This is a genomic window from Sphingomicrobium clamense, from assembly GCF_019264355.1.
Taxonomy (GTDB): domain Bacteria; phylum Pseudomonadota; class Alphaproteobacteria; order Sphingomonadales; family Sphingomonadaceae; genus Sphingomicrobium; species Sphingomicrobium clamense.
On record NZ_JAHVAH010000001.1, the window covers coordinates 853,888 to 879,016 of the forward strand.

The window sequence follows — 25,129 nt, forward strand, 5'->3', positions numbered from 1 at the left end:
CCCATGACGAAAATGGCACGCTGGCCAAGGAATTTGGACGGAACCAGTCGGGAAAATCCGTCAGGCGTGAAGTCCTCGAGGAGTTTGCCAACATAGGTTTCGGTCCATTGGCGATCGTACCGGTCGACACGTTGGCGTCGTTGAGCCCCGGACCGGTAAAATGGACTGCGCGTTCGGGCGCATCGGCATCGAGCCACGCCTTGGCGAGTGCCTAATCCTTCATGGAGCGAGCATGCGGGTCGTCGCGTCGAGCGCCCGAAATGAAATGTTCCATCAGCGCGATATCGGGGTCGTCGCGTTCGAACCGCTTCATGGTCGATAGCCAGAACCAGCCTCGCTCGGGAAAAGGGCCATTGGCGGTGAGCCATCGAGCGAGTTTCATAGCCTCGTCGAAGTCGCCGCGTTCCATCGCGAGGGTCGCGCGCACTTCGGCGACGGCCGGATTGTTGCGCTGGGCGGCCGACGATGTCTGCAGATCTCGCTGCACCTCGTCTTCGCGATTGTAGCGCGAGAGGACGTGCCAATACTTCAGCCGCAGCTGCAAGTCCGAAGGGTTGGTGTCCCGAGCCCTGTCCGCTGCTCGTAAAGCAATTTCGACTTCGCCCAACTCACGGGCGAGGTCGACGATCGAAAGGTAATGGTCTCCCGATCCCGAAACGCTGTCGAGCGCTTTCCAAAGTTGCCCAACCGCGCCATCGCGGTCCCGTGCGCGAAACGCCGCGATGGCGCTCGCCACGGAGGACGATTGGATCATCGGCGATAGCTACGGCCAATTTCGAGGAATACCTAGAATATATCGACGAAACGGCAGCCGAAGCGGACCTGTTCCCGTATCGGAAGATGTTTGGGCGGCGGGCAGGAGAACGTGACGCTCGTGGAGCGGCTCTGACGTCTGGCGGGAAATGGCGCGCCCGGTAGGGTTCGAACCTACGACCTCATGCTTAGAAGGCACGTGCTCTATCCAGCTGAGCTACGGGCGCGTGGCTGTTGCCTTAGGCGAAGGGGCGGGGACAGGCCAAGCCCATATTGGGCGGAATGCCGCTAGCTTGGCTTTGGGTAGAAGGGGGTGCCGACCTGCTCGAGACGCAAGGGCGCCAAGTCGCGGGGAGCGCCGATCGATGCCAGGGCAGGGTCGGTTGGGTAGAGCAGGCCGTTACGCGCTCTTGAAAAGCCGAAATTGGCCGCCCGGAAGCCGCCAGCCGGAGCGCGTCCCGTCCCGGCGATGGCATTGTCGCGGCTGGTGATGCCATCGATGCTGCTGGCCACCTTGATGAGGCCTCCGAGGCCGCCATCGAACAGGTTGGAGCGCATCATACTGTCACGGGGTGCGCGCGTGCGTTCGGGGTTGGCGCCAGCGCCGATCGTCACCGCCTTGCTGTTGAGGACGCTGTTACGCTCGATCTGTGCGCGTTCGACCGGAACGTGCTTGTGCGCGGGACTGTTGGGCATGCCGTTCATGACGGACAGGGCGCTGAACAGGCCGGTTCCGGTGAGGCCTTCCATATAATTGGCGCGCACGACCTGGTCGCGCGCGATGATGCGGATGCCGCCAGTATCTTTCTTCCCATGGCCGAAAAAGACGTTGCGTTCGACGAGATTGCCGTCGCCATGACGCAGCGTCAGCGTGCCGCGGGCGCGCAGGAAGAGGTTGTCGCGGATGACGTTGCCACCCGATTTGACCGAGACGATTTCCAGCTCGCCATCGGTGCGGTCGAAGATGTTGCGTTCGACCAACGTGTTGCTGGTGAAGCGTGAGTTGCTGCTGGTGCCGATGCGGATCGTCTCGGCGCCGTTTTCACCCAAATACGGGCGGGGGCCGAAATAGTTGTGGTCAATGCGATGGCCGTTGTTGCGACCCGCGGCATCGTGCAGGCGCACCGATAGGGTCGTGCCCTTATTGGCCTTGCCGACAATGTGATTGTGATCGAAGCGGTTATTCTTGCCGTAGAGGACGATCCAGAAGTCGGTTTCGCCCGCGCGGGGTTTCGTGAAGCCGTCGATGACCGTGTTGGTGACACGGCTATTGTTGGCGAACCGCCCCTTGGCGGCGCGGAAACTGATGACTTCGTTCGTCGGGCTGAATCCGTTCCGAAATACCAGTCCGTCGACAAGGAGGTGGTTGCCACCGATGCGAAGGTTCGAACGGCCGGAAAGGATGACCCTTCCGGGAGTTTGGGCGCGCACGGTGATGGGGCGGCGAGCGGTACCGTTGCCGGTCACGACCATCCGGAAATCACGCCATTCGCCATTGGCAAGGATGATGGCGTCGCCTGGCTCGGCATGCTGCATCGCCGCGCGGAATTGCCGCTGGTCCTGGACAAGGATGTCCGCCGCGGAGGCCGGGGTTGCAGCCAGCGCTAGCATTGCGGCAGTCATCGGCACCGAAAGGTGCCGGGCGCTCATGGAGGACAATCTCGCGAACATGGAAGTCATCATAGCGAAATGCGCTGCCCACGTCCTGAACGGGAAAGAGGGCGTCCATTCAGCTTTCGCGATGAAGAACGTCAGGCGACCGTTTCGAGGAGGCCTTCGAACAATCTTCGGCCGTCGGTGTTGCCGTGGGCGGGTTCGAGGGCGCGTTCGGGGTGGGGCATCATGCCGAGCACGTTGCCGGCCTCGTTGAGGATGCCCGCGATCGAGCGCGCGCTGCCGTTGACGTTGTCGAGATAGCGGAAGGCGATGCGGCCTTCGCCTTCGAGACGGTCGAGCGTGTCGGGGTCGGCCTGGTAGTTGCCGTCATGGTGGGCGACGGGGATCGCGATTTCCTCGCCCGCGTCATAGCGCTGGGTGAAGAGCGACTGGCTGTTCTCGACCTTGAGCCGCGCGTCGCGGCAGGTGAAGTGGAGGTGCGCGTTGCGCATCAGCGCGCCCGGCAGCAGCCCGGTTTCGGTCAGCACCTGGAAGCCGTTGCAGATGCCGATGGTCGGCACGCCGCGATTAGCAGCCTCCGCGACCGCCTTCATGATGGGCGAGCGGGCCGCCATCGCGCCCGAGCGCAGATAGTCGCCATAGGAAAAGCCGCCGGGCACGCCGATCATGTCGATGCCGTCCGGCAACTCGCTTTCCCCGTGCCAGACCATGTCGGGCGCCTTGCCGAACACGGTTTCGAAGGCGACGGCGAGGTCGCGGTCGCAATTCGATCCGGGAAAGACGATGACCGCGCTCTTCATGGCGTCAGCCTTCCATCTCGATCGAGAAATTCTCGATCACGGTGTTGGCGAGCAGCTTCTTGCACATTTCCTCGACATCCTCGCGGCTGGTGCCGTCCTTCAAGTCGAGTTCGATGATCTTGCCCGCGCGCACGTCGTCGACGCCGGAAAAGCCGAGCGAGCCCAATGCGTGGTGGATGGCCTTGCCCTGCGGGTCGAGGACCCCGTTCTTGAGCATGATGGTCACGCGGGCTTTCATGGGGGCGCTGGCTCCTTGGCTGGGTGGTTGCGCTCCCTATGGCGGGGGCGGGCGCGAGAGGCAAGCTTTACGAAATCCTAACCAATAGTCGCGATACTCTTAGGCCTTGTATTGCGTCCAACAACGCTCGGGGAGGGCGTCATGATTGTCGGTTTGGCTTCGTTGATCTTTATCGCCCTGTTCGGATGGGGCGGAGACTATTTCGGGTGGAGCGACCCCAAGGGCGAGTTGCAGCTCGCGCTAGGCGCGTCCTTCATCCTGGGGATCGTCGCGGGCTACAAGTCCCGGGGCTGACATGGCGGTCGCCGCGCCCTAAGGGGCGGGGATGACACTGCCTCCCTACGCAAAATTGCTCGATATCCGCGCAGAGCGCTCCGATGGTGCGCTGCGCTTCGTGCTGCCCTTCGGTGACGACGTCATGGGGCGGCCGGGCTTCCTCCATGGCGGCGCGATCGCCGGGCTGCTCGAACTGACCGCTTTTGAGACGCTCAAGGCCGCGATCGAGGAAAATGGCGTCAAGATGAAGCCGGTGACGGTGACGGTCGACTATATGCGCGGGGGCGCGAGCCGCGACACCTATTGCGAGGGCGTCATCGAGCGGCTGGGGCGGCGGATGGCCAATGTCGACGTGATCGCATGGCAGAAGGATCGCGCGACCCCGATCGCGACCGCGCGGATGAACTTCCTGCTCGACCGGTCGCAGGCCGGCTAGCCGGACACCGCCATGCGCGCGTGATAGGTTGGGGAGCCGAAGAGCTCGTCCACGACCGCCTGGCGCTTCATGTAAAAGCCGATGTCATGTTCGTCGGTCATGCCGATGCCGCCGTGCATCTGGACGGCTTCCTGCACCGCGAGGCGGGCGACCTGGCCGGCCTTGGCCTTGGCGACGTGGACGGCGCGGGCGGCGCGGTCGGCGCCTTCGTCGAGCAATTGCGCGGCCTTGAGCGTGGCGGCGCGGGCGATTTCGATCTCTCCGTAAAGATGCGCGGCGCGGTGCTGCAGCGCCTGGAAGCTGCCGATGGGTTGGTCGAACTGCTTGCGTTCGCGCAGGTAGGCGTTGGTCATCTCGAACGCGCCGGCAGCGACGCCGACCAGCTCGGAGGCGGCACCCGCACGGCCCGCGGCGAGCGCGCGCATGAGCGGCGCGTCGCCTTCGCCGACGAGCGCGTCGGCATCGACCTCGACCTTGTCGTAGGTGAGGCGGGCGGCCTTGCTGCTGTCGGTGAGGGTGACGTTCTCGGTGGTCAAGCCGTCGGCATCGGGCTTCACCGCGAAGAGGGCGAGGCCGTTTTCGGTGCGCGCGGCGGTGAGGATGAGGTCGGCGCTGCCCGCGTGGACGGCGAACTGCTTATTGCCGTTCAAGACGAAGCCGTTGCCGGAGCGTGTCGCGGTCATCGCGATCTTGAACGGATCGTGGTGTGGACCTTCATCGATGGCGAGCGCGGCTACCGTCTTGCCCTCGACGATACCGGCGAAATGCGCGTCGGCATGCGCAGTGCTTTCCAACGCGCGGACGGTGGCGACGGCGGTGGTGAGGAAGGGGGAGGGGGTGAGGTTGCGGCCGATCTCCTCGAGCACCACGTTGGCCTCGACCTGGCCGAGGCCGCTGCCGCCCTGGGCTTCGGGGACCATGATCCCGGTGAGGCCGAGCTTGCCGAATTCTTCCCACAGGCCGTGGCCGAAACCGTCCTTGCACTCGATGTCGCGCCAATGGCGCAGCTGTTTCGTGATCGAGCCTTCGTCGGCCATGAAGGGCCGGACCGTGTCCTGCAGCATGCGCTGGTCGTCGTTCAGTTTGAGCATGGCGCTTAGGCTCCCGGCATCTGGAGGATATGCTTGGCGACGATGCCGAGCTGGATTTCGCTAGTGCCGCCCTCGATCGAGTTGGCCTTGGTGCGCAGCCAGTCGCGGGCCTTGGCGCCGCCGTTGGAGCGCTCGCTTTCCCATTCCAGCGCGTTCGAGCCGCCCAGCGCCATGAGCAGTTCGTGGCGCTTCTTGTTCAGCTCGGTCCCGGCATATTTCATCATCGAAGGCTGGGCGGGGTGCGCTTCGCCGGCCTTCAGCTGGTCGATGAAGGCTTCCATCATTGACTGGTAGGCGAGCGCGTCGACGTCGAAGCGGGCGACGTCGGCGGCGAGTATCGGGTCGTCAATGTCGCCAAGTGCTTCGGAAAGCAGCGAGCTGCCTGCGCCGCCGCCGAGGCCCATGCCGCTGATCATCTCGCGTTCGTGGCCGAGGAGATATTTGGCGACCGTCCAGCCCTTATTCTCCTCGTGGACGAGCTGATCCTTGGGGACCTTCACGTCGTCGAAGAAGGTTTCGCAGAAGGGCGAATAGCCGCTGATCAGCTTGATCGGCTTGGTCGAGACGCCTTCGCTTTCCATGTCGAACAGCAGGAAGCTGATGCCGCCATGCTTGCTCTCGGTCGAGGTGCGCACGAGGCAGAAAATCCAGTCGGCCTCGTCGGCATAGCTGGTCCACACCTTCTGGCCGTTGACGAGATAATGGTCACCCTTGTCCTCGGCCTTGGTTGAGAGGCCGGCGAGGTCGCTGCCCGCGCCGGGCTCGCTATAGCCCTGACACCAGCGGATTTCGCCGCGCGCGATCTGGGGGAGGTAGCGTTTCTTCTGTTCCTCGGTGCCGAACTGAAGCAGCGCGGGGCCGAGCATCGAGATGCCGAAGCTGGTGAGCGGGCTGCGGCAGCCGAGTGATTTCATTTCCTGCTTGAGGATCTTGGTCTCCTCGGCCGAGAGACCGCCGCCGCCATATTCGGACGGCCAGTCGGGGACGGTCCAGCCGCGTTCCCCCATGACCTCCATCCATTGCTTTTGCGCCTCGGACTGGAATTCGAAGTGGCGGCCGCCCCAGCAAATATCCTTTTCGGAATTCATGGGGGTGCGCATTTCGGCGGGGCAATTGGCCTCCAGCCAGGCGCGGGTTTCGGCGCGGAATTGCTCTAGATCGGTCACTGGCCCTTGTCCTTTGGGTGGCGGATGCGTAGCCCCGTTTTGAAACGCTACCGACCCAATCGCAACCCGGGAGAAGGGCTCATGGACTTTGACCTTACGGAAAGGCAGGCATTTTTCCGCGACCGGGTGCGTAATTTCATCAATGAGCATGTGCGGCCGCGAGTCGGCGACTATCATGCGCAGATCGCCGAAGGGGATCGGTGGGAGCATTTGCAGGTCATCGAGGACCTGAAGCCCAAGGCGCGCGAGGCGGGTCTTTGGAACCTGTTCATGCCGCCGGGCGGCGCGCTGCAGCATGTCGACGAGACTTTTCCGTTCGAGGGCGAGCAGCTGACCAATCTCGAATATGCGCTGTGCGCCGAAGAAATGGGGCGCATCTTGTGGTCGGCGGAGGTGTTCAACTGCTCGGCGCCCGACACGGGCAACATGGAAGTGCTCCACCGTTACGGGACGCGGGAGCAGAAGGACGAGTGGCTCACGCCGCTGATGCGCGGGGAAATCCGTTCGGCCTTCCTGATGACCGAGCCGGGGGTGGCCTCTTCGGATGCGACCAATATCGAATGCCGTATCGAGCGCGACGGCGACGACTGTGTCATCAACGGGCGCAAATGGTGGTCGTCGGGCGCGGGCGATCCGCGCTGCAAGGTCGCGATCCTGATGGGCAAGACCGACCCCGAAGAGCATAAATATCGCCAGCAATCGATGGTGTTGATGCCCTTGGATGCCAAAGGCGTGACGATCCACCGGGCGCTGACCGTCTACGGCTATGACGATGCGCCGCACGGGCATATGGAAATCAGCCTCGACAATGTGCGCGTGCCCGCGAGCAGCATCTTGCTGGGTGAGCGGCGCGGGTTCGAGATTGCGCAGGGTCGGCTGGGGCCGGGGCGCATTCATCATTGCATGCGGACGATCGGTGCGGCGGAAGAAGCGCTCGAGCTGATGGTCAAGCGGCTGCAGAGCCGGGTGGCGTTCGGCAAACGGATCGCCGAGCATTCGATCTGGGAACAGCGCGTGGCCGAGGCGCGGATCGAGATCGACTGCACGCGGCTGTTGTGCCTCAAGGCCGCCGACATGATGGACAAGGTCGGCAACAAGGACGCCAAGGCCGAGATCGCGATGATCAAGGTCAAGGCGCCGCGCATGGCGCTGCAGGTGATCGACGACGCCGTGCAGGCGTTTGGCGGGGCAGGCGTGAGCCAGGATACGCCGCTGGCGCATAGCTGGGCGGGCATTCGCACGCTGCGGCTCGCCGACGGGCCCGACGAGGTGCACAACCGCACGATCGCGCGGCTGGAATATGCCAAGCATGCGGAACTGGCCAAGTGAGGCTAAACGGCAAGATCGCGATCGTCACCGGCGCGGGATCGGGGATCGGCAAAGCGTCGGTGGAGCTGTTCCGCGAACATGGCGCGACGGTCGTTGGCGCGGACCTCAAGGGCGCGGACGTTGAGTGCGATGCGGGCTCCGAGGCTGCCGTTGCCAAATTGGTAGCCGATACGGTTGCCGAGCATGGCGGGCTCGACATCTTTTTCGCCAATGCGGGAATTTCTGGCGGGTTGGAGAGCATTTTCGAGCAGGACGAGTCCGCCTGGGCGGAGATCCTGCGCGTCAACACGATCGGCCCCGCGATGGCGATCAAATATGCCGCGCCCGAGATGAAGAAGCGCGGGGGCGGGTCGATCATCGCGACCGCGAGCGTGGCGGGGCTGCGTTCTGGCGCGGGGGGACCGGCCTATACCGCGTCCAAGGCGGCGGTGATCAACCTCGTGAAGATCGGGGCGCAGCAGCTGACCGGCTCGAACATACGCGTCAACGCCATCTGCCCCGGCCTCATCGAAACCGGCATGACCGAATTCGTCTACGAACGTGCTCGCGCCAAGGGCGTCGAGGACAAGCTTGGCCACCTCAACCCGATGAAACGCGGTGGGCAGCCGATCGAAATTGCCAATGCCGCGCTGTTTTTGGCCTCCGACGAGGCATCTTACGTCAACGGCCATGCGTTGGTCGTGGACGGAGGCCTTTCGGCCTCGCACCCGTTCAATCTTCAGGCCTATGGCCGCACTGCAATCTGACCATTTGGAGAACCCAATGACCGACCCGATCTCGTCCGAAAATCATGGCGATGTGCGTATCATCTGGAGCGACAATCCGCCCGTGAACGCGCTGGGCGCGGCGGTGCGCCAGGGACTGGTGCGCGAGATCGAGGCGGCCGAGGATGACGACAGCGTCAAAGCGGTCGTGATCGCTTGCAAGGGCCGCACTTTCTTTGCGGGCGCCGACATCACCGAATTCGGCAAGCCGCCAGTCATGCCGTGGCTGCCCACGGTCGTCGACCGCATCGAGGCGTGCGAAAAGCCGGTGGTCGCAGCGATCCACGGCACCGCGCTGGGCGGCGGGTGCGAAGTCGCGCTCGGTTGTCATTATCGCGTGGCGCTGCCGAGCGCGAAGCTGGGCTTTCCCGAAGTTAATCTGGGCCTCCTGCCGGGCGCAGGCGGGACGCAGCGCGGACCGCGCGTCGCGGGCGTCGAACTGGCGCTCAAGATGGCGACGACGGGTAAGCCGATCACGGCGGGCGAGGCGCATGACGCCGGGCTGGTCGACCGGATCGTCGAGGGCGACCTGGTCCAGCATGCAGTGGCCTATGCCGAGGAAGTGAAGGACGTGCGTCCGCTGCCGCGCTCGAGCGAACACAGCGACAAGATCGAGAATGTCGATCCGTCGGTGTTCGAGGATTACAAGAAGGCCAACGCCAAGCTGTTCCGCGGCGACGTCGCGCCGCTCGCCAACCTCGAATGCATCAAGGCGGCGGTCGAGCAGCCCTACGAGCAGGGCGTGATGACCGAGCGCACCAAGTTCATGGAGCTGATGAGCGGCCCGCAGGCCAAGGCGCGGCAATATTTCTTCTTCGCCGAGCGCAAGGCCGCGAAGATCGAGGGCGTCGACGACAGCGTCGAGCCGCGCGAGATCAAGCGCGTGGGCGTGATCGGCGCCGGCACGATGGGTGGCGGCATCTCGATGAACTTCCTCACCGCGGGCATTCCCGTGACCATCGTCGAGATGAACCAGGAAGCGCTCGACCGCGGGACGGGCGTCATGCTCAAGAATTACCAGTCGACCGCGCGCAAGGGGCGGATGACCGAAGAACAGGTCGAAGGCGCGATGGGGCTGTTGAAGCCGTCGCTCAACTTCGACGACCTTGGCGAATGCGATCTCATCATCGAGGCGGTGTACGAGAATATGGACGTGAAGAAGGACATTTTCACGAAGCTCGACGGGATCGCCAAGAATGGCGCGATCCTGGCGTCGAACACCTCCTATCTCGACATTAACGAGATCGCGTCGGTGACCAAGAGGCCCGAGGACGTGGTCGGGCTGCACTTCTTCTCGCCCGCCAACATCATGAAGCTGCTCGAGGTCGTGCGCGGCGATAAGACGGCGGACGACGTGCTGGTGACCGCGATGGCGCTGGCCAAGAAAATCAGGAAAGTCGCCGTCATCGCAGGCGTTTGTTACGGCTTTATCGGCAACCGCATGCTGATCCCGCGCCAGCTGCAGGCGGAAAAGCTGCTCATGGAAGGCGCGACCCCGCAGCAGATCGACAAGGTGCATGTCGAGTTCGGCATGCCGATGGGGCCGTTCCAGATGGCCGACCTTGCCGGTGTCGACATCGGTTGGCACCGCGATCCGGAGCGGATCGAAAGCATCCGCGACGCGCTGTGTGCGATCGATCGCTGGGGCCAGAAGAAGGGCGCGGGCTTCTACGACTATGACGAGAACCGTCGTCCGAGCCCGAGCGAGAAGGTGCAGTCGATTATCGACGACTTTGCCGCCAAGCAGGGCATCGAGAAGCGCGAGATTTCCGATCAGGAGATTGTCGAGCGCACGCTTTACACGATGGTCAACGAGGGCGCGAAAATCCTCGACGAGGGCAAGGCGCAGCGGGCGAGCGATATCGATGTCGTGTGGGTCTACGGCTATGGCTGGCCGGTCTATCGCGGCGGTCCGATGTACTGGGCCGACAGCGAAGGACTCGACACGATCGTCGAGGGGCTAAAGCGGCAGGAAGAGCGGCTGGGCGACGACTGGAGCTTCTCGCAGCTGTTGCTCGACAAGGCCGAGGCCGGAGAGAAGTTCACGCGTTAGGCCTTGCTTGCTCCCTGCAAGCTTGCACATCCACGAATATTTGCTAGCCTGCAACTATGTGGGGAGCAGCATCACCTGAGCTTCTGGCGAGCCGGATGGCGGCGATCATGGAGCGATACGAAGAGGGCCGCGTCGAGAATGACCGCGCCTTTCGGCAAGAACGCACCATGTTGAAGGCGATCGGCGAACGAGAGCCAGCGACGCTGGGCGAGATTGCCGAGGCGACCGAGCGCGGGGCGCCGGCGCTGAGCCGGGCGGTCGACAGTGCGGTCAAGCGCGGGCTGGTCGACAGGCGGCAGGATCCCGACAATCGGCGCAAGCTGCAGCTGCGGCTGACCGAAGCCGGACAGCACAAGGTCGACGAAGCGGTGATCGATTCAGGGCCGATGGTCGAACGCTTCCAGCGGCTGGCGCAATCGGAATTGCGGGCCATCGAGCGGGCCATCGAAATTTTGGAACGGGCAGGCTGACGGTAACCATTTGGCGATTGTCGTCGAATCCCGTTCAGCATATGTTATCCGGGAACCTGCGAGGCTGCAGGGAATTGGAGTATTTCCAAGGCTTTAAGAGTGGGGTTGTAACGACGTGACGTATCGAACGATGATCAAGTCGGCCTGTCTCGGCTCCGCACTGGCGCTGATGGCTGCTCCTGCATATGCGCAGGAAGCCCCCGATCCGCTACCTGGAGAGCCGACATTGGCCGCGCGGCCGCCGGTGGCGGAATTCACGGTCGCCAAGCCGGTCGTGAGCCAGGGCGTCATTGCCGCCTTTTACGACACCTTTCGGCCCGGCATGGTGTTTCTTGAACGGCCCGATTTCGATGTGGGCATTGCGCGCATGCTCGACGTGCTCGATCGGTCGGTGGTCGAGGGGCTCGCCGAAGGCCCGCGACTTGCCGCGACCATCCGCCGCGAACTGGAAATCGGCATTCCTACCGATCCCGGACAGCGCGCCGCGCTCGATCGGCTGATCAGCCGCGCGTGGATGAGCTACATGGCGACGGTCAAGGCACCGGTGCCGGGCATGCTCTACGGCGCCGACTGGGTGAAGCCCAAGGGCAACCAGCCGCATGAAGTGCTGCTGACCGCCAAGGCGGTGCCCGACCTCGCGCAGCACGTCACCGACATGTCGAACGTGAACTATTTCTACGACCGGATCCGCGATGCGGAGTGGAAGCGGCTGGGCGAACGGCCGGGCGCGCAGCCCGACCCGCGCGTGGTCGCCAACCTGGCTCGCGCCCGTGCCATGCCGCGCAAGGGTCGCTACGTCCTTGTCGACAGTGCGAGCCAGACGCTGTGGATGGTCGAGAACGGACAGCCGGTCGACAGCATGAAGGTCGTGGTGGGCAAGGTGTCCTACGCGACGCCTATGATCGCGAGTCTCATCCATTACGCGACGTTCAATCCATACTGGCACGTCCCCGATCACTTGGCGAGGGGCTACCTGGCCGACGGCATGCTGCGCGAGGGACGGCGTTACGCCGAGCGCAACGGCTACGAGATGATCGATAGCTGGTCGTACGAAGCCAATGTGCTCGATCCCATGTCGATCGACTGGAAGGCTGTGAAGGCCGGCACGGCCAAGGTGCAAGCGCGCCAGCTTCCGAGCAAAATCAACTCGATGGGCAAGATCAAATTCGACTTTCCCAATCCCGAGGGCATCTATTTGCACGACACGCCCAAAAAGGAATATTTCGACCTGTCGGAACGCGACCTGTCGAACGGATGTATTCGTCTCGAAGATGCCATGCGGCTGGGTCGCTGGCTGCTTCGCGAAGAGCCGGTAGCGCCTAATGCCGACCCTGAGCAGTTCGTGCCGCTCCCTGTCGGGACCGCGGTCTATGTGACTTATCTGACGGCGACGGTGGACGAGGGCGGGCAGCTGGCCTTCCTCGACGATATCTATAGCTGGGACCCGGTGGTCGGCGGCGCGCAGCAGGCGCAAGGCCAGCGCTAAAGCGCGTATGAGAAAGACGAAGGCCCGGGCCGCAAGGCTCGGGCCTTTCTTTTTGCGCGCAATCCGTGCGTACACACCACAGGCTGATGGCGCGCATAAGAAAAGGGCCGGAGCATTGCTGCTCCGGCCCTCTCTTTCACTAGCCTAAGCCAGTGCCCTGTCGCTTAGCCGCGCTCGGGTTCGGGCGGCGGCGGCGGCGGCGGCGGCGGCGGCGGCGGCGGACATTCGTCCGTAGCCAGGATCACCGAGCCGTCGGGGCACGTAATCGTCGCCGGAGGCGGCGGCGGCGGCGGCGGCGGCGGGGGCGGCGGCGGAGGCGGCGGCGGAGGCGCAGCCTGGCCGAAGTTGTAGATCAGGCTCGCCAGAAGGCTGTGCGAGCTGAGTTCGCCCTCGAAGTCCTGCGGCCAATCGGGTTCTTCGTTGATGTCACCCGAACGCCAGTAGCGATACTTCAGGCCGGCATCGAGAACGTCGCTGACCGGATAGCGGAAGCCCGCGATCCCCTGCCACTGCAGAGCGTAGTCCTTGAGCTCGACGACCGCCGGACGGCTGCCTTCGATGATGGCGACCGAAGTCTGGCCGGTACCGATACCACCACCAGCGTAGAACTGGAGGCCGTCATCGTCACCGAAGTCGAACAGGACGTTGAGCATGGCCGAGTAGGCGCGCGAACGACCGTCACCATCGACTTCACCGCCGATGCTGCGGCCGAAGAAGTCGAACGGGTCGACGTTGTGGGTGTCATGACCGGCACGCTTGTAGCCGAGCTCGAGCTCGGTACGGATCATGCCGAAGTCGTAGCCGACGATGCCGTCGACGTCGAAACCGAGGTTGTGCTTGGCAGTACCGATCGACTGACCATTACCATCTTCACCGAGGAAGATGGTGAAATCGGTGTAGCCCGGAACGAGCATGACACCGCCCTCGACACCGGCATACCAATGGCCGTCATCTTGGGCCATTGCCGGCGTAGCAAAGGCACTAGTGGCCAATGCTGCGATTAGCAATTTCTTCATATAAAACTAACTCCTTCTGATCACTCGAAATTTAATACGGTCGATTGCTGCCGTTTAGATCCGAAGACCTTCAAACTACCGACCTTATTTCTTGGGTGCAACGATGAAAACTGCCCCTCACGTGATTCCCTGTTTTAGGAGCGCGCCAACTTGGAGTTTTATCCAAGTTAGTCAGCCCTCTAACACCGCAACGTGCCACCCTAGGATCGGTTCCCGCACGTGTGGAATTTGACATAAATCATAAAAAACGGGTCCGGAGTGTTGCACTCCGGACCCACTTTCTTGGCCGGCCTAGCCGGTCCGCGTCGCTTAACCGCGCTCGGGTTCGGGCGGCGGCGGCGGCGGGGGCGGCGGCGGCGGCGGCGGACATTCGTCCGTGGCCAGGATCACCGAGCCGTCCGGGCACGTAATCGTCGCCGGAGGCGGCGGCGGCGGCGGCGGAGGCGGCGGGGGCGGCGGAGGCGGGGGCGGAGGCGCAGCCTGGCCGAAGTTATAGATCAGGCTGGCGAGCAGCGAGTGCGTTGCCAGCTCACCCTGCCAGTCGGCATCGGGCCAATCGGGCTCTTCGTTGAGCCCGCCCGAACGCCAGTAGCGATACTTGAGGCCGGCATCGAGGCTGTCGCTGATCGGCACGCGGAAACCCGCGATCAATTGCCACTGCAGTGCATAGTCCTTGAGTTCGACGATCGAGCGCGCGCTCGAGTCCGTCGTCACCGTGACCGATGACTGGCCGGTGCCAAGACCGCCGCCGACATAGAAGGCGGTGCCGCCGTCATCGTCGCCGAAGTCGAGCAGCACGTTGACCATCGCCGAATAGGCGCGCGAGCGACCATCCGCATCAATGTCGCCAGCGCCGACCAGGCTGTAATTGTCATGGCCGGCACGCTTGTAGCCAAGCTCGAGCTCGGTACGAACCATACCGAAGTCGTAGCCGATGATGCCGTCGACGTCGTAACCGAGGTCGTGTTCGCCGGTGCCAACGAGCGAGAAGGCATCGCTGCCCGGTGCGGCATTTTCCACGTCGATGTCTTCGACGAGCATGATGCCGCCTTCGACGCCGACATACATGTGGCCATCCTGCGCCATCGCCGGGGTGGCGAGAGCGGCGGTAGCCACTGCTGTCAGGAGAATTTTCTTCATCTGTATTCCTTCCTTCCGATCACTCGAAATTCTGGCGATCCCAAGTCCCCGTTTCGAACCGAAGAACCCCAAGCAAAAAATACCTGTCGCTCTCTAGCACTGCAACGATGAAAAGATTTGCCCCTAAGTGATCCCTTTCGCTGTCTACCCGCACTGGGGAAAATCCCAGCACGTACAGCCCTCTAGGAGGCGGAACGGGTGTCTCCCCGTTTGTTTCCACGAAACAGCGGTTTTTTGATGGGGTGGGTCGCAATGTTGCCCAAATGTCGCACTACTAGAGGACGCCAACAGCCCATTGAGGCCTAATTGCTGCGTTGCAGCATCGCGGCTGATCCCCTATGGGCGCAGCGAAATTCCCCGATTGGACAAAAGATTATGAGCCTTCGCAACGTCGCGATCATCGCGCACGTCGACCACGGTAAGACCACCCTCGTCGACCAGCTGTTTCGCCAGTCCGGCACCTTCCGCGACAACCAGCGCGTGGAAGAACGGGCCATGGACAGCAACGAGCTCGAGAAAGAGCGCGGCATCACCATCCTGGCAAAGTGCACCTCGGTCGAGTGGCAGGATACGCGCATCAACATCGTCGATACGCCCGGCCACGCCGACTTCGGCGCCGAGGTCGAGCGCATCCTGAGCATGGTCGACGGTGTCATCCTGCTGGTCGACGCCGCCGAAGGGCCGATGCCGCAGACCAAGTTCGTGACCGGCAAGGCGCTGGGCCTCGGTCTCAAGCCGATCGTGGTCGTCAACAAGATCGACCGCCCCGACGCGCGCGCGGCGGAAGTGCTCGACGAGGTGTTCGAGCTGTTCCTCAACCTCGATGCGAGCGACGAACAGCTCGACTTTCCCGTGCTCTATGCCTCGGGCCGCTCGGGCTATGCCGGTCTCACCGACGACGTGCGCGAGGGCGACCTCACGCCGTTGTTCGAAAAGATCGTCGAGCATGTCCCGGCGCCCGGCCTCGACGAGACGGCGGAATTCAAGATGCTTGCGACGCTGCTCGACCGCGACAACTTCCTCGGGCGTATCCTGACCGGCCGGATCGAGAGCGGCACGCTCAAGGTCGGCGACCCGATCAAGGCGCTCGACGTCAACGGCAACAAGGTCGAAGAAGGCCGCTGCACCAAGCTGTTCGCCTTCGACGGGCTCGAGCGCGTGGCGGTGGAGCAGGCCAAGGCGGGCGACATCGTCGCGATCGCGGGCCTCGTGAAGGCGACCGTGTCGAACACGATCGGGACGCCGGAAATGACCGAGCCGCTTCAGGCGCGTGAAATCGACCCGCCGACGCTCTCGATGACCTTTGCGGTCAACGACAGCCCCTATGCCGGGCAGGATGGCGACAAGGTCCAGAGCCGCGTCATTCGCGACCGGCTCGAGCGTGAAGCCGAGACCAACGTCGCGATCCGCGTGTCGGAAAGCGCCGACCGCGACAGCTTCGAAGTGGCGGGTCGCGGCGAATTGCAGCTCGGCGTGCTGATCGAGAATATGCGCCGCGAAGGGTTCGAACTGTCGATTTCGCGCCCGCGCGTTCTGTTCCGCGACGGCCCCGATGGTCGCGAGGAGCCGTATGAGAGCGTTGTCGTCGACGTCGATGACGAGTTTTCGGGCACGGTCGTCGAGAAGATGGCGGTGCGCAAGGCCGAGATGACCGACATGCGCCCCTCGGGCGGCGGCAAGACGCGCCTGACCTTCAGTGCGCCGTCGCGCGGCCTGATCGGCTATCACGGCGAATTCCTGTCGGATACGCGCGGGACGGGCATCATGAACCGCGTGTTCGAGAAATACGGACCCTACAAGGGCAAGATCGAGGGTCGCCAGAATGGCGTGCTCATCTCGATGGATAAGGGGCAGGCAGTCGCCTACGCGCTCAACGCGCTGGAAGATCGTGGCATCTTGTTCATCTCGCCGGGCGAAGCGCTCTACGCCGGCATGGTGATCGGCGAGAATGCCAAGCCGCAGGATCTCGAGGTCAATGCGCAAAAGTCCAAGCAGCTGACCAACTTCCGCTCGACCGGCAAGGACGAGGGCATCCGCCTGACACCGCCGCGTCGAATGACGCTGGAACAGGCGATCGCCTACATCCAGGATGACGAGCTGGTCGAGGTGACGCCCAAGAACGTGCGCATCCGCAAACGCTATCTCGACACGCACGAACGCAAGAAGATGGCGCGCAAGATGGAAGACGCTTAACCATATTTCGCAGGTGCAATATTCATCTGCCAGACAGGTTGTTCCCACAACGAGACAGTAAAAAACCCCCGTTTTCAGGGGGTTGCAGCTTTCGTCTCATAGTGGGAACGGCTCGTCGCCGCGTTATATTGCGTTTCACCGAGAAATGATTATTTAGCACTTGCAACAAGGAAAGAGCGAGGGGTTTCGAGGCCGTGGAGGGGCTCGAAGTCGAGAGCGAGACGGAAGGTCGCCGAACGATCGCGAAGGGAGCCGGGAGGGGCTCCTGATCGGAACGCGCCGGCCGCATTGTTTAGAGACAATATGAAACGCATTTGGGGGGCCGGCGTGCTGCCGGCTATGGCTGCTTTTATGTTCACGACCGGGGGGTCGGAAGCACTCGCAGCAACGGTTCAGAGCATTCCCGTGATCAACAAGATCGTGGAATCGAAGGAAACCGACATCGAGGAAGCGATCGAGGAGGCCGAAGTGCTGGACTCGAAGTCGCTGCCCGAACTGGTCGAAGATTATAAGGACAGCTACGAGCTCGATCGCCAGGGCAAGTGCCTTGCCACCGCGGTCTATTTCGAAGCGCGTGGTGAGAGCCTCGAGGGTCAGCTGGCGGTTGCCGACGTGGTATTGAACCGCGCCGACAGCGAGCAGTATCCCGACGACTGGTGCGACGTGGTCAAGCAGAAGGCGCAGTTCAGCTTCGTCCAGAACCGCCAGTTCCCGAAGATTCGCGACATGCAGAGCTGGGAAAAGGCGAAGGCCGTCGCGCGCATCGCGATCGACGGTGCCGAAGAAGTCGTCCGCGGTGACGTGCTGTGGTATCACGCCGACTATGTGAAGCCGATCTGGCGCCACAACCTGTCGGAAGTCACCAAGGTGGGCGTCCACATTTTCTACAACGCTTAAAGCGTATAGACATCACGAGGTCGCTGGAGCGCCACGCTTGGCCGTAAATCCCGTTTACGAGGGATGGCGGTCCGAGCGGGCGCTCTTTTCATATGTGCCTTCCATTTCAGAGCTTTGGCCGGGGGAAGGGCGAGCATGCTGAAGATACTGATCGTCGAGGACGATGCTGCGCTCGCGGCAACGCTCAAATATTTGGTCGAAGACAATCCGCGCTATCGCGTGATCGCGATGGCGTCGGACGAGCAGGAGGTGCTGTGCGCGATCGAGGCCGAAGCGCCCGACCTGGCGCTGGTCGACCTCAAGCTGGCGCACGGGTCGACCGGCTATTCCGTGGCGGTGCGATTGTCGGACATGGATGTGCCGAGCCTGTTCGTCACCGGGCGCGCCCCCGATTTCGCGATGCCCGAGCTGGCGCTTGGATGCCTGCTCAAGCCATTTACGGCAGAGGACGTGCACCGCGCGCTGTCGGCCGCCGAAGACATGATGCGCGGGCGCGAGCCGCTGCGCAAACGGATGCCCAACAATTTGATGATGTGGGATGCCAGGGATGTCGACGAGATGCCTTCGCCGGGCTTCATCCCGTCCAAGCGCAGCCTGCGCACGCGGCTGGAGCATTGGCTGGCGAAAACGCAGACCGACGCGGCCTAGACGTCGGGTAGCTTCTGGTCGGCTTCGCCCCAGCCTTCGAGCGTTTTCGACTTGGCGCGGCGGAGGAGCTTTGCGGCGTCGGCAATCGAGAAGGGCTGTGCGGTCTCGGCCTTCTTGAGCTCGTTCCATGCGAGCGGAACGGCGACGGGCGCACCCGAGCGGGCACGGGCGCTATAGGGCATGACCGCGGTCGCACCGCGCTGGTTGCGCAGCCAGTCGATGAAGATTTTCCCCTTGCGCTTGGCCTTGCTCATGGTGGCGACGAAGCGGTCGGGCTGGTCCATCGACAGCGCCTCGGCGAAGCGTTTGGCGAAGTCCTTGTGCGCGTCCCAGCTATGGCCGGGGGCGAGCGGGACGACGATATGCACGCCCTTGCCACCGGTCAGCATGGCGAAGCTTTCGAGCCCGATGCCGGCGAGCTGGTCGCGAAGGTCGAGTGCGGCGGTCTTCACGTCAGCGAAGGAGAGGCCCTCGTCGGGGTCGAGATCGAAGACGAGACGGTCGGGGCGTTCGACCTTAGGCGCGCGGCTGCCCCAGCCGTGAAACTCGATCGTTCCCATCTGAACGCACTGGAGCAAGCCGGTGGCGTCGTCGATATAGATATAGTCTTCCTTGCCGCCTTTCTTCTCGGCGATGGCGATGGGTTTGACCGCATCGCCGAGCCCGCCATGATCGTGTTTCTGGAAGAAGCACTTTTTCGCGCGCCCCTGCGGGCAGCGCACGAGGCTGATCGGCCGCATGGCAGCGTGGTCGAGTAGGAGCGGGGCGATGGCGGCGTAATAGTCGGCGAGGTCGCCTTTGGTCGCCTTGGCGTCGGGAAAGACGACGCGCTCGCGGCTTGAGATGACGACGGCGGGCGGGCCTTCGGGTTTGACGTCTTTGGGCGCCTTGTCCTCGCGAAGGCCGATGAAGCTGGCATGGCGCACGCTGCCATCGGCGGTGAACTCGGCAAAGGCGATCTCGGCGACGAGCTTGGGCGTGATCCAGGTGACGCCGCGCGCGTCCTTGCGTTCGACCTCGACGGGCGGGGTCTTGCGTTCGAGCCGGCGCATTTTCGTTGCGAGGTGGGTCATCGTGTCATGCGAGAAGCCGGTGCCGACATTGCCTTTGTAGGTCAGTTCGCCGTGCTTGTGCTGGGCGAGGAGAAGCGAGGCGAAGGGGCGCCCCTTGCTGGACGTTTCCTTCCATCCGACGATGACGAATTCCTCGCGGCGAATGCACTTGATCTTGAGCCAGGCTTTCGAGCGGCGATGGGCATATCTGGCAGACGCCTTCTTGGAGATGATGCCTTCGCCGCCCGCTGCGCACATTTGCGCGAGCATCGCCTCTCCCTTGCCGACGATATGATCGGCAAAGTGGATGGGTGGTTTGGCCTTGGCGAGGAGTTTGGCGAGCCGCTCCTTTCGTTCGAGATTGGGCAGGGCGGTCAGGTCCTCGCCTTCAAGCTCGATCAGGTCGAAGGCGTGAAAGCCGAGCCGGTCGCTCTTCGACTGCGAGCCGTGGCCGCGCTTGAGCACCTTTTGCAGCGTCGAGAAATCGGGATTGCCCTTGGCGTCGTAGGCGACGATTTCGCCGTCGATGAGCGAAGGGGCGAGCTTGAGCGTTGCGAGATGGTCGACCAGCGGGCCGAATTTCTCGGTCCAGTCCTTGCCGTTGCGCGTGTAGACGCGCACGTCGCCGCCATCGATGGCGACGAGTGCGCGGTACCCATCATATTTGATCTCGTGGATCCAGTCGCGCCCGGTCGGCACGCGATCGGCGAGGGTCGCCAGCTGGGGCTTGCGATAGGCGGGCAGCGCCACGCGCCTAGGCCGACTTCTTCTTGGGCGCCGACTTCTTGCCAGCCTTTTCTTCCTTCACCGATTTCTTGAGCGCGGCCATCAGGTCGATGACGTTGCCGCCTGTGGTCTCGGTCTCCTCGACCTCGGTGACGACCTTCTTGGAGGATTTGGACTTGGCCTTCTTCTCGACCAGCTTGAGCAGCGCTTCGGCATAGCGATCCTCGAATTCGGTCGCGTCGAAGGGCGCGCTGCGTTTCTCGATCAGGCTCTCGGCCATTTCGAGCAATTCCTTGGCGGGCTTGTCATCGGGGATCGAGCGGAAGAATTCGTGCCCTTTCTTCACCTCGTCGGCGTAGCGCAGCATTTCGAGCAGCAGCCCCTTGCCGCATGGCTTGACCGCGACGAGCTTCTCGCGCCCGCGCACCGAAAGCTGGCCGATTCCGACCTTCTTTGACGCGCGCAAGGCATCGCGCAGGACGATGAATGCCTCCTCGGCAAGTTCGTCCGACGGAGTGACGTAGAAGGGCTTCTCGAAATAGAGCGGGTCGATCTCGCATTGCTCGACGAACTGGACGAGTTCGAGCGTCTTCTTGCTCTCCAGCTTGACCGCCTCGATCTCGTCCTCGTCGAGGAGGACGTAATTATTCTTCGAATATTCGTAGCCCTTTACGATCTCGTCACGGTCGACCGGGCCGACGCCGCGGACGACCTTTTCATAATTGATCCGCTTGCCCGTGGGCTCGTGGATCTGGTTGAAACTGATCTTCGCGCCAGACTTGGTCGCGGTAAAGATTTCGACGGGGATCGAGACCAGCGCAAGGCGGATCTGTCCCTTCCAATAGGCACGTGCCGGCATATGTCACCTCAGGGGCGACAAGCGCGCCAGCGAAGGCGAGGTTCCGTTCGGGAGAGAGTTGCGGCTGGATGCCCCACGTGGATTCGAACCACGATTGACGGATTCAGAGTCCGTAGTCTTACCATTAGACGATGGGGCAGCGCGTCGGCGCTCATCAGCCTGCGGAAGCGCGAAATAGGGGGGTGGGGTGACCCTGTCAACCGACTGAAAACGGGAAATATTGCGCTTTGGCGGCGGCTCGCGCTAATAAGGCGGCAGGTCAGCCGCGCCTGAATGGTCTGCGCGGTGCAGAAAAACTAGATTGGACTGGGCCATGGGGCAGGGAGAACCCGCCAAGGCACCACCGCCCCGCCGAAGGGCGAAAAGAGGAAATAGCCCGCATGCGCGGCGCCACCAGGACCGCAGCTACGGCGCGCTCGACCTGGGTACCAACAATTGCAGATTGCTGATCGCCCGGCCGACGCCGGGTGGCTTTACCGTCATCGATGCTTTTTCGCGGATCGTCCGTCTGGGCGAGAATTTGTCGACCTCGGGCCGCCTGTCGGACGAGGCGATGGACCGCGCGGTCGGGGCGCTGTCTGTCTGTTCGCAGAAGCTGCGGCGGCGCAACGTGACGCTGGCGCGATCGGTCGCGACCGAAGCCTGTCGTCGCGCGGTCAACGGGCGCCAGTTCATCGACCGCGTGCGGCGCGAGACGGGCATCGCGCTCGACATCATCGCGCCGCAGGAGGAAGCACGGCTGGCGGTGCTGGGCTGTCATACGCTGCTGGGACCGGGCGACGGGCCGGCGGTCATCTTCGACATAGGCGGCGGCTCGACCGAATTGGTGCTGGTCGAGCCCGAGGGACGCGAGCCCAAGATCCGTGCCTGGTGGTCGGCGCCCTGGGGCGTAGTCAGCCTGACCGAGAGCGAAGGGCGCGAGGCAATCGAGGGGCCCGACCGGGTCAAGGCGTACGAGCGGATGCGCGAACGAGCGCGGCGCGGTTTTGCGCGCTTTGCAGAATGGCTGCCCAAGGATCGCGACGATATCCGCCTGCTGGGGACCAGCGGGACGGTGACGACGCTGGCATCGGTCTATCTCCAGCTGCCTGCATATGACCGCAAGCAAGTCGACGGGCTCAAGGTCCCCACCGACAGCATGCGCGATATTTCGACGCTGATCAGCGAACTCGATTTTTCGGGACGCGCGGCGCTGCCGTGTATCGGCGAGGACCGCGCCGACATGGTGGTCGCGGGCTGCGCGATCCTGGAGGCGATCCTCGACATTTGGCCCGCTGCCGAACTGGGCGTGGCCGACCGCGGCATCCGCGAGGGTATTTTGCGCAGCCTGATGGCACGGGACGGACATCGACTATGAGCAAGAGTGGAGGACGCCGGGGTGGCGGCGGCAAAGAGCGGGTGCGGACTGCGAAGAAGCGCACGGCAAGCTCGACCCGCTGGCTTCAACGCCAGCTCAACGATCCATATGTGAAGAAGGCCAAGCATGACGGCTATCGCAGCCGCGCGGCCTACAAGCTGATCGAACTCGACGATCGCTTCAAATTGTTGCGCGGCGCGAAGGGCGTGGTCGATCTCGGCATTGCGCCGGGCGGCTGGGCGCAGGTCGTGCGCCAGCGCGCGCCCAAGGCGAGCGTGGTGGGGATCGACTTGCTCGAGACCGATCCGATCGATGGCGTTACGATCCTGCAGATGGATTTCATGGACGACGATGCGCCCGACAAGCTCAAGGCGGCGCTGGGCGGCTCGGCCGATATCGTACTGTCGGACATGGCGGCCAATACGGTCGGGCATAAGGCGACCGACCATCTGCGCACGATGGGCTTGATCGAGGCGGGCCTGGAATTCGCCGTGGAGATCCTCGAGCCGGGCGGCGCCTATGTCGCCAAGGTGCTGGCAGGCGGGGCGGACGATAGTCTCGTCAAGCAGATGAAGAGCCACTTCAAGACCGTGAAGCACGCCAAACCCCCCGCGAGCCGCAAGGGATCGAGCGAATGGTATGTGGTGGCGCAGGGCTTCAAGGGGCGCCCTGACGAGGCCTAGGCGTCCTGGGCTTTCTTGCGGGCGCGTTCGATGGCGTCCTTGTAGGCGGCATAGCCGTCGGCGCTGTTGATCACCTGGTCTCCAATGACGAAGAGCGGCGTTCCCGTCGCGCCGAGCAATCCTGCGATTTCGAGATTGCGATCGATTTCGGCGTTGATGGCCGGGTCGTCGAGCGCCTCGACCGTGATGCCTGCGGCGTCGAGCGCGGCGTTGAGCGACTCTTCGCTGATCCCGCCCGAAGCCCAGAGGCTTTCGTGGAATTCGGCGAACTTGCCGGCCTTGGACGCGGCTAGCGAAGCGCGCGCGGCAGCCACGCTGGCGGGGCCGAGCACGGGCAATTCGCGATAGACGACGCGCAGGGTCGGGTCCTCGGCGAGGAGGCGTTCGAGATCGGGCTTGGCCTGGCGGCAGAAGCCGCAGGCATAGTCATAATATTCAACCAAGGTGACTTCGGGATTTTCCGCGCCTGCCCAACTGGAATGGAAGGGCTCTTCGATGAGGCTGCGATTGGCCTCGAGCATGGGAGCGAAGCGCTGTGCCTCGAGCGAGGCGGCGGCATCGACGAGGATGTCGGGGTGATTGGTCATCGCATCGCGGACCAGTCGCTCGCCGATCAGGCCCGGCCCCGCCGCCAGGAGGACAGTCGCCGTCGCGAGCGCGCCTACCAGGCCTCCGCCGAGACCCGCCAGCAGCACCTTGTTCGACATTATTTGTCCTCCAGCTTCTCGATTTCCGCTTCGGACACCATGGCGATGTCCTGGGCGCGAAGCCAGTCCGGACCCGAATTTTTCATGTTGTTCATGGCCTGGCGCGCAGAGGCGAGGGCAAGCTTGTGCTCGCCGATCAGGTGAAAGCGTTCGGCACTGGCAAGCGCTGCGCCGGCAAAGTCGCCCTCACGGTCGTAGATCACGCCAAGCTGGTACCACGCGAAGCTGTTCTCGCGATCCTTATGCACGGCGGCGCGCAGGATGCGCTTGGCCTCTGCCATCTGCTCGGGATCCTCGCGGGCGATGAGCGCGTGGCCGTACGTGACCGCGATCAGCGGGTGGCCGTTGGTCATCTCGTAGGCATTGGAGAGCGGCTCGATCGCAGCCTCGGGATTGCCGTTTTCGAGCAGGATCTGACCGCGCAATTCCTGGAAATAGGGATCGGTCGGGTCGCTCGCGACCAGCTCTTCCGCCTCGCCCAGCGCGGCATCGGGATAGCCGCCACGATGCCAGGCATAAGCGCGCGCGTAGCGACCGGCGACGCTGTTGTCGCCCTGCGGATAGTCGCGGGTCGCGCGGGCTGGATCGACATAGCCGATCAGCTTCGCCTTCACGCGCTGGAAGCGGGCTTCGTGATCGGGATTGACCGGGCGTTCCCATGCGGGGTCGCGCTGATAGACGCCGGTCAGCGTCGAGATGCGTTCGCGCGACAGGGGGTGGGTGCGCGCGTAGCTGTCCTTCTGCGGGATGTTGAGCCGCAGTTCCTGGTTCTCAAGCTTGCGGAAAAATTCGAGGCTGCCCTTGCCCGACAGGCCGGCATGCGAGAGGTAGCGCGCGCCGGCAAGGTCGGCGCTGGTTTCCTGGACGCGGGTGAAGGCAAGGAGATTGTAGGTCGCCACCTGCTGACCGGCCATGAAGATGCCCATGCCCGCTTCGCCCGCGCCGGCAGCGATGGCTGCGGCGCCCAGCAGGATCGAGGCGAGGCTGATATTGCCGGCTCTTTCCAATCCGTCGCGGAAGCGGATGACATGGCCGCCTTCGATATGACCGAGTTCGTGGGCGATGACCCCCTGCAACTGCCCGACATGATCGGCTTCGGCGATTAGCCCGGAGTGCAGATAGACGATCTGTCCGCCCGCGACGAAGGCGTTAATCGAGGGGTCGTCGATGATGACGATGTCGACATTTTCGGGGACCATGCCCGCGGCCTCGACCAGCGGGGCGCTGATTTCGTCGAGGAAGGCCTCGGTCTCGGCGTCGCGCAGGATCGATTGCGCGAAGGCGGGGCGTGCGAACAGGCATGCCGCCACGACCAGCGCGATCAATGCGCGGATTGGAAACGCGTTCATGAGGCGCACTTCAGCAGCAGGGC

23 protein-coding genes, 2 tRNA genes and 1 pseudogene are annotated in these 25,129 nt (G+C 63.5%); 12 read left to right on the forward strand and 14 right to left on the reverse strand.

Annotation, left to right across the window (positions count from 1 at the left end):
* Positions 1-211 precede the first annotated feature (211 nt).
* The 5 genes from KTQ36_RS04250 to purS form a co-directional block, all read right to left on the reverse strand.
* Positions 212-754 (reverse strand): tetratricopeptide repeat protein, encoded by a 543-nt coding sequence (locus KTQ36_RS04250; protein ID WP_218632495.1) that lies wholly within the window; start codon positions 752-754, stop codon positions 212-214.
* Positions 755-903: 149 nt separating this feature from the next.
* A tRNA-Arg gene (locus tag KTQ36_RS04255) sits at positions 904-980 on the reverse strand.
* Positions 981-1,041: 61 nt separating this feature from the next.
* The gene (locus tag KTQ36_RS04260) at positions 1,042-2,403 is read right to left on the reverse strand and encodes a polysaccharide lyase 6 family protein (protein WP_218632496.1); all 1,362 of its coding nucleotides are present in this window, start codon (positions 2,401-2,403) and stop codon (positions 1,042-1,044) included.
* Between the two features lie 101 nt (positions 2,404-2,504).
* The gene (purQ, locus tag KTQ36_RS04265; protein WP_218632497.1) at positions 2,505-3,170 is read right to left on the reverse strand and encodes a phosphoribosylformylglycinamidine synthase subunit PurQ; all 666 of its coding nucleotides are present in this window, start codon (positions 3,168-3,170) and stop codon (positions 2,505-2,507) included.
* 4 nt (positions 3,171-3,174) lie between these two features.
* The gene (gene purS / locus KTQ36_RS04270) at positions 3,175-3,408 is read right to left on the reverse strand and encodes a phosphoribosylformylglycinamidine synthase subunit PurS (RefSeq protein WP_218632498.1); all 234 of its coding nucleotides are present in this window, start codon (positions 3,406-3,408) and stop codon (positions 3,175-3,177) included.
* A 141-nt stretch (positions 3,409-3,549) separates the two neighbouring features.
* On the opposite strand from purS, the gene KTQ36_RS04275 reads away from it, so the two are divergent.
* Entirely contained in the window at positions 3,550-3,702 is a 153-nt protein-coding gene (locus tag KTQ36_RS04275; RefSeq protein ID WP_218633928.1) for a hypothetical protein, read from the forward strand.
* 31 nt (positions 3,703-3,733) lie between these two features.
* Positions 3,734-4,120 (forward strand): PaaI family thioesterase, encoded by a 387-nt coding sequence (locus KTQ36_RS04280; RefSeq protein ID WP_218632499.1) that lies wholly within the window; start codon positions 3,734-3,736, stop codon positions 4,118-4,120.
* Here KTQ36_RS04280 and KTQ36_RS04285 read toward each other — a convergent pair.
* On the reverse strand, positions 4,117-5,211 hold the full coding sequence (locus KTQ36_RS04285) for an acyl-CoA dehydrogenase family protein (RefSeq protein WP_218632500.1): 1,095 nt from the start codon (positions 5,209-5,211) through the stop codon (positions 4,117-4,119). The two genes, KTQ36_RS04280 and KTQ36_RS04285, sit on opposite strands and share 4 nt — an antisense overlap.
* Positions 5,212-5,216: 5 nt before the next feature.
* Entirely contained in the window at positions 5,217-6,377 is a 1,161-nt protein-coding gene (locus tag KTQ36_RS04290) for an acyl-CoA dehydrogenase family protein (RefSeq protein ID WP_345777660.1), read from the reverse strand.
* An 81-nt stretch (positions 6,378-6,458) separates the two neighbouring features.
* Here KTQ36_RS04290 and KTQ36_RS04295 point away from each other — a divergent pair, with 81 nt between their 5' ends.
* The 5 genes from KTQ36_RS04295 to KTQ36_RS04315 all read left to right on the forward strand — a co-directional run bounded on the left by KTQ36_RS04295 (position 6,459) and on the right by KTQ36_RS04315 (position 12,479).
* A complete protein-coding gene (locus KTQ36_RS04295) occupies positions 6,459-7,706 on the forward strand; it encodes an acyl-CoA dehydrogenase family protein (protein WP_218632502.1) in 1,248 nt (415 codons plus the stop codon).
* The gene (locus tag KTQ36_RS04300) at positions 7,703-8,452 is read left to right on the forward strand and encodes an SDR family NAD(P)-dependent oxidoreductase (RefSeq protein ID WP_218632503.1); all 750 of its coding nucleotides are present in this window, start codon (positions 7,703-7,705) and stop codon (positions 8,450-8,452) included. The genes KTQ36_RS04295 and KTQ36_RS04300 overlap by 4 nt, the downstream gene beginning before the upstream one ends.
* Before the next feature lie 16 nt (positions 8,453-8,468).
* Complete coding sequence (locus tag KTQ36_RS04305; RefSeq protein ID WP_218632504.1) at positions 8,469-10,523, forward strand: 3-hydroxyacyl-CoA dehydrogenase NAD-binding domain-containing protein; 2,055 nt, start codon at positions 8,469-8,471, stop codon at positions 10,521-10,523.
* A 107-nt stretch (positions 10,524-10,630) separates the two neighbouring features.
* Positions 10,631-10,993, forward strand: coding sequence for a MarR family winged helix-turn-helix transcriptional regulator (locus KTQ36_RS04310; protein ID WP_218632505.1), 363 nt, complete (start codon positions 10,631-10,633; stop codon positions 10,991-10,993).
* A 115-nt stretch (positions 10,994-11,108) separates the two neighbouring features.
* A complete protein-coding gene (locus KTQ36_RS04315; protein ID WP_218632506.1) occupies positions 11,109-12,479 on the forward strand; it encodes a L,D-transpeptidase family protein in 1,371 nt (456 codons plus the stop codon).
* Positions 12,480-12,643: 164 nt separating this feature from the next.
* Here KTQ36_RS04315 and KTQ36_RS04320 read toward each other — a convergent pair whose 3' ends face one another.
* Positions 12,644-13,495 carry an outer membrane protein gene (locus tag KTQ36_RS04320; protein WP_218632507.1) on the reverse strand — a complete coding sequence of 284 codons (852 nt, stop codon included), beginning with the start codon at positions 13,493-13,495 and terminating at the stop codon, positions 12,644-12,646.
* A 309-nt stretch (positions 13,496-13,804) separates the two neighbouring features.
* A complete protein-coding gene (locus tag KTQ36_RS04325; RefSeq protein WP_218632508.1) occupies positions 13,805-14,635 on the reverse strand; it encodes an outer membrane protein in 831 nt (276 codons plus the stop codon).
* Positions 14,636-15,010: 375 nt separating this feature from the next.
* Here KTQ36_RS04325 and typA point away from each other — a divergent pair, with 375 nt between their 5' ends.
* The 3 genes from typA (at position 15,011) to KTQ36_RS04340 (ending at position 18,373) form a co-directional block, all read left to right on the forward strand.
* Entirely contained in the window at positions 15,011-16,828 is a 1,818-nt protein-coding gene (gene typA, locus KTQ36_RS04330) for a translational GTPase TypA (protein ID WP_218632509.1), read from the forward strand.
* Positions 16,829-17,179: 351 nt separating this feature from the next.
* Positions 17,180-17,725, forward strand: a complete 546-nt coding sequence (locus tag KTQ36_RS04335; RefSeq protein WP_218632510.1) for a cell wall hydrolase — start codon at positions 17,180-17,182, stop codon at positions 17,723-17,725.
* Between the two features lie 135 nt (positions 17,726-17,860).
* Complete coding sequence (locus KTQ36_RS04340) at positions 17,861-18,373, forward strand: response regulator (RefSeq protein WP_218632511.1); 513 nt, start codon at positions 17,861-17,863, stop codon at positions 18,371-18,373.
* On the opposite strand, the pseudogene ligD reads toward KTQ36_RS04340, so the two are convergent.
* The 3 genes and pseudogenes from ligD to KTQ36_RS04355 form a co-directional block, all read right to left on the reverse strand.
* Positions 18,370-20,175 (reverse strand): annotated as a pseudogene (gene ligD, locus KTQ36_RS04345) (DNA ligase D); the annotation flags it as partial. The gene KTQ36_RS04340 and the pseudogene ligD sit on opposite strands and share 4 nt — an antisense overlap.
* Positions 20,176-20,179: 4 nt before the next feature.
* Positions 20,180-21,010: a non-homologous end joining protein Ku gene (gene ku / locus KTQ36_RS04350; protein WP_218632512.1), complete on the reverse strand. Its 831-nt coding sequence runs from the start codon at positions 21,008-21,010 to the stop codon at positions 20,180-20,182.
* 65 nt (positions 21,011-21,075) lie between these two features.
* Positions 21,076-21,149 (reverse strand) — tRNA-Gln (locus KTQ36_RS04355).
* 174 nt (positions 21,150-21,323) lie between these two features.
* On the opposite strand from KTQ36_RS04355, the gene KTQ36_RS04360 reads away from it, so the two are divergent.
* Both KTQ36_RS04360 and KTQ36_RS04365 read left to right on the forward strand, forming a co-directional pair.
* Positions 21,324-22,367, forward strand: a complete 1,044-nt coding sequence (locus tag KTQ36_RS04360) for a Ppx/GppA phosphatase family protein (protein WP_218632513.1) — start codon at positions 21,324-21,326, stop codon at positions 22,365-22,367.
* The gene (locus KTQ36_RS04365) at positions 22,364-23,050 is read left to right on the forward strand and encodes an RlmE family RNA methyltransferase (RefSeq protein ID WP_218632514.1); all 687 of its coding nucleotides are present in this window, start codon (positions 22,364-22,366) and stop codon (positions 23,048-23,050) included. Before KTQ36_RS04360 ends, KTQ36_RS04365 begins: the two co-directional genes overlap by 4 nt.
* Here the strand turns inward: KTQ36_RS04365 and KTQ36_RS04370 are convergent.
* Both KTQ36_RS04370 and KTQ36_RS04375 read right to left on the reverse strand, forming a co-directional pair.
* Positions 23,047-23,757, reverse strand: a complete 711-nt coding sequence (locus KTQ36_RS04370; protein WP_218632515.1) for a DsbA family protein — start codon at positions 23,755-23,757, stop codon at positions 23,047-23,049. The genes KTQ36_RS04365 and KTQ36_RS04370 overlap by 4 nt on opposite strands.
* Positions 23,757-25,106: a M48 family metalloprotease gene (locus KTQ36_RS04375; protein ID WP_218632516.1), complete on the reverse strand. Its 1,350-nt coding sequence runs from the start codon at positions 25,104-25,106 to the stop codon at positions 23,757-23,759. The genes KTQ36_RS04370 and KTQ36_RS04375 overlap by 1 nt, the downstream gene beginning before the upstream one ends.
* Between the last annotated feature and the right edge of the window lie 23 nt (positions 25,107-25,129).

Bases quoted from the DNA above. Each gene is read 5' to 3' on its own strand.
- KTQ36_RS04250 (WP_218632495.1), bottom strand. From the start codon at position 754: ATGATCCAATCGTCCTCCGTGGCGAGCGCCATCGCGGCGTTTCGCGCA.
- KTQ36_RS04260 (WP_218632496.1), bottom strand. From the start codon at position 2,403: ATGAGCGCCCGGCACCTTTCGGTGCCGATGACTGCCGCAATGCTAGCG.
- purQ (WP_218632497.1), bottom strand. From the start codon at position 3,170: ATGAAGAGCGCGGTCATCGTCTTTCCCGGATCGAATTGCGACCGCGAC.
- purS (WP_218632498.1), bottom strand. From the start codon at position 3,408: ATGAAAGCCCGCGTGACCATCATGCTCAAGAACGGGGTCCTCGACCCG.
- KTQ36_RS04275 (WP_218633928.1), top strand. From the start codon at position 3,550: ATGATTGTCGGTTTGGCTTCGTTGATCTTTATCGCCCTGTTCGGATGG.
- KTQ36_RS04280 (WP_218632499.1), top strand. From the start codon at position 3,734: ATGACACTGCCTCCCTACGCAAAATTGCTCGATATCCGCGCAGAGCGC.
- KTQ36_RS04285 (WP_218632500.1), bottom strand. From the start codon at position 5,211: ATGCTCAAACTGAACGACGACCAGCGCATGCTGCAGGACACGGTCCGG.
- KTQ36_RS04295 (WP_218632502.1), top strand. From the start codon at position 6,459: ATGGACTTTGACCTTACGGAAAGGCAGGCATTTTTCCGCGACCGGGTG.
- KTQ36_RS04305 (WP_218632504.1), top strand. From the start codon at position 8,469: ATGACCGACCCGATCTCGTCCGAAAATCATGGCGATGTGCGTATCATC.
- KTQ36_RS04310 (WP_218632505.1), top strand. From the start codon at position 10,631: ATGGAGCGATACGAAGAGGGCCGCGTCGAGAATGACCGCGCCTTTCGG.
- KTQ36_RS04320 (WP_218632507.1), bottom strand. From the start codon at position 13,495: ATGAAGAAATTGCTAATCGCAGCATTGGCCACTAGTGCCTTTGCTACG.
- KTQ36_RS04325 (WP_218632508.1), bottom strand. From the start codon at position 14,635: ATGAAGAAAATTCTCCTGACAGCAGTGGCTACCGCCGCTCTCGCCACC.
- typA (WP_218632509.1), top strand. From the start codon at position 15,011: ATGAGCCTTCGCAACGTCGCGATCATCGCGCACGTCGACCACGGTAAG.
- KTQ36_RS04335 (WP_218632510.1), top strand. From the start codon at position 17,180: ATGTTCACGACCGGGGGGTCGGAAGCACTCGCAGCAACGGTTCAGAGC.
- KTQ36_RS04340 (WP_218632511.1), top strand. From the start codon at position 17,861: ATGCTGAAGATACTGATCGTCGAGGACGATGCTGCGCTCGCGGCAACG.
- ku (WP_218632512.1), bottom strand. From the start codon at position 21,010: ATGCCGGCACGTGCCTATTGGAAGGGACAGATCCGCCTTGCGCTGGTC.
- KTQ36_RS04360 (WP_218632513.1), top strand. From the start codon at position 21,324: ATGGGGCAGGGAGAACCCGCCAAGGCACCACCGCCCCGCCGAAGGGCG.
- KTQ36_RS04365 (WP_218632514.1), top strand. From the start codon at position 22,364: ATGAGCAAGAGTGGAGGACGCCGGGGTGGCGGCGGCAAAGAGCGGGTG.
- KTQ36_RS04370 (WP_218632515.1), bottom strand. From the start codon at position 23,757: ATGTCGAACAAGGTGCTGCTGGCGGGTCTCGGCGGAGGCCTGGTAGGC.
- KTQ36_RS04375 (WP_218632516.1), bottom strand. From the start codon at position 25,106: ATGAACGCGTTTCCAATCCGCGCATTGATCGCGCTGGTCGTGGCGGCA.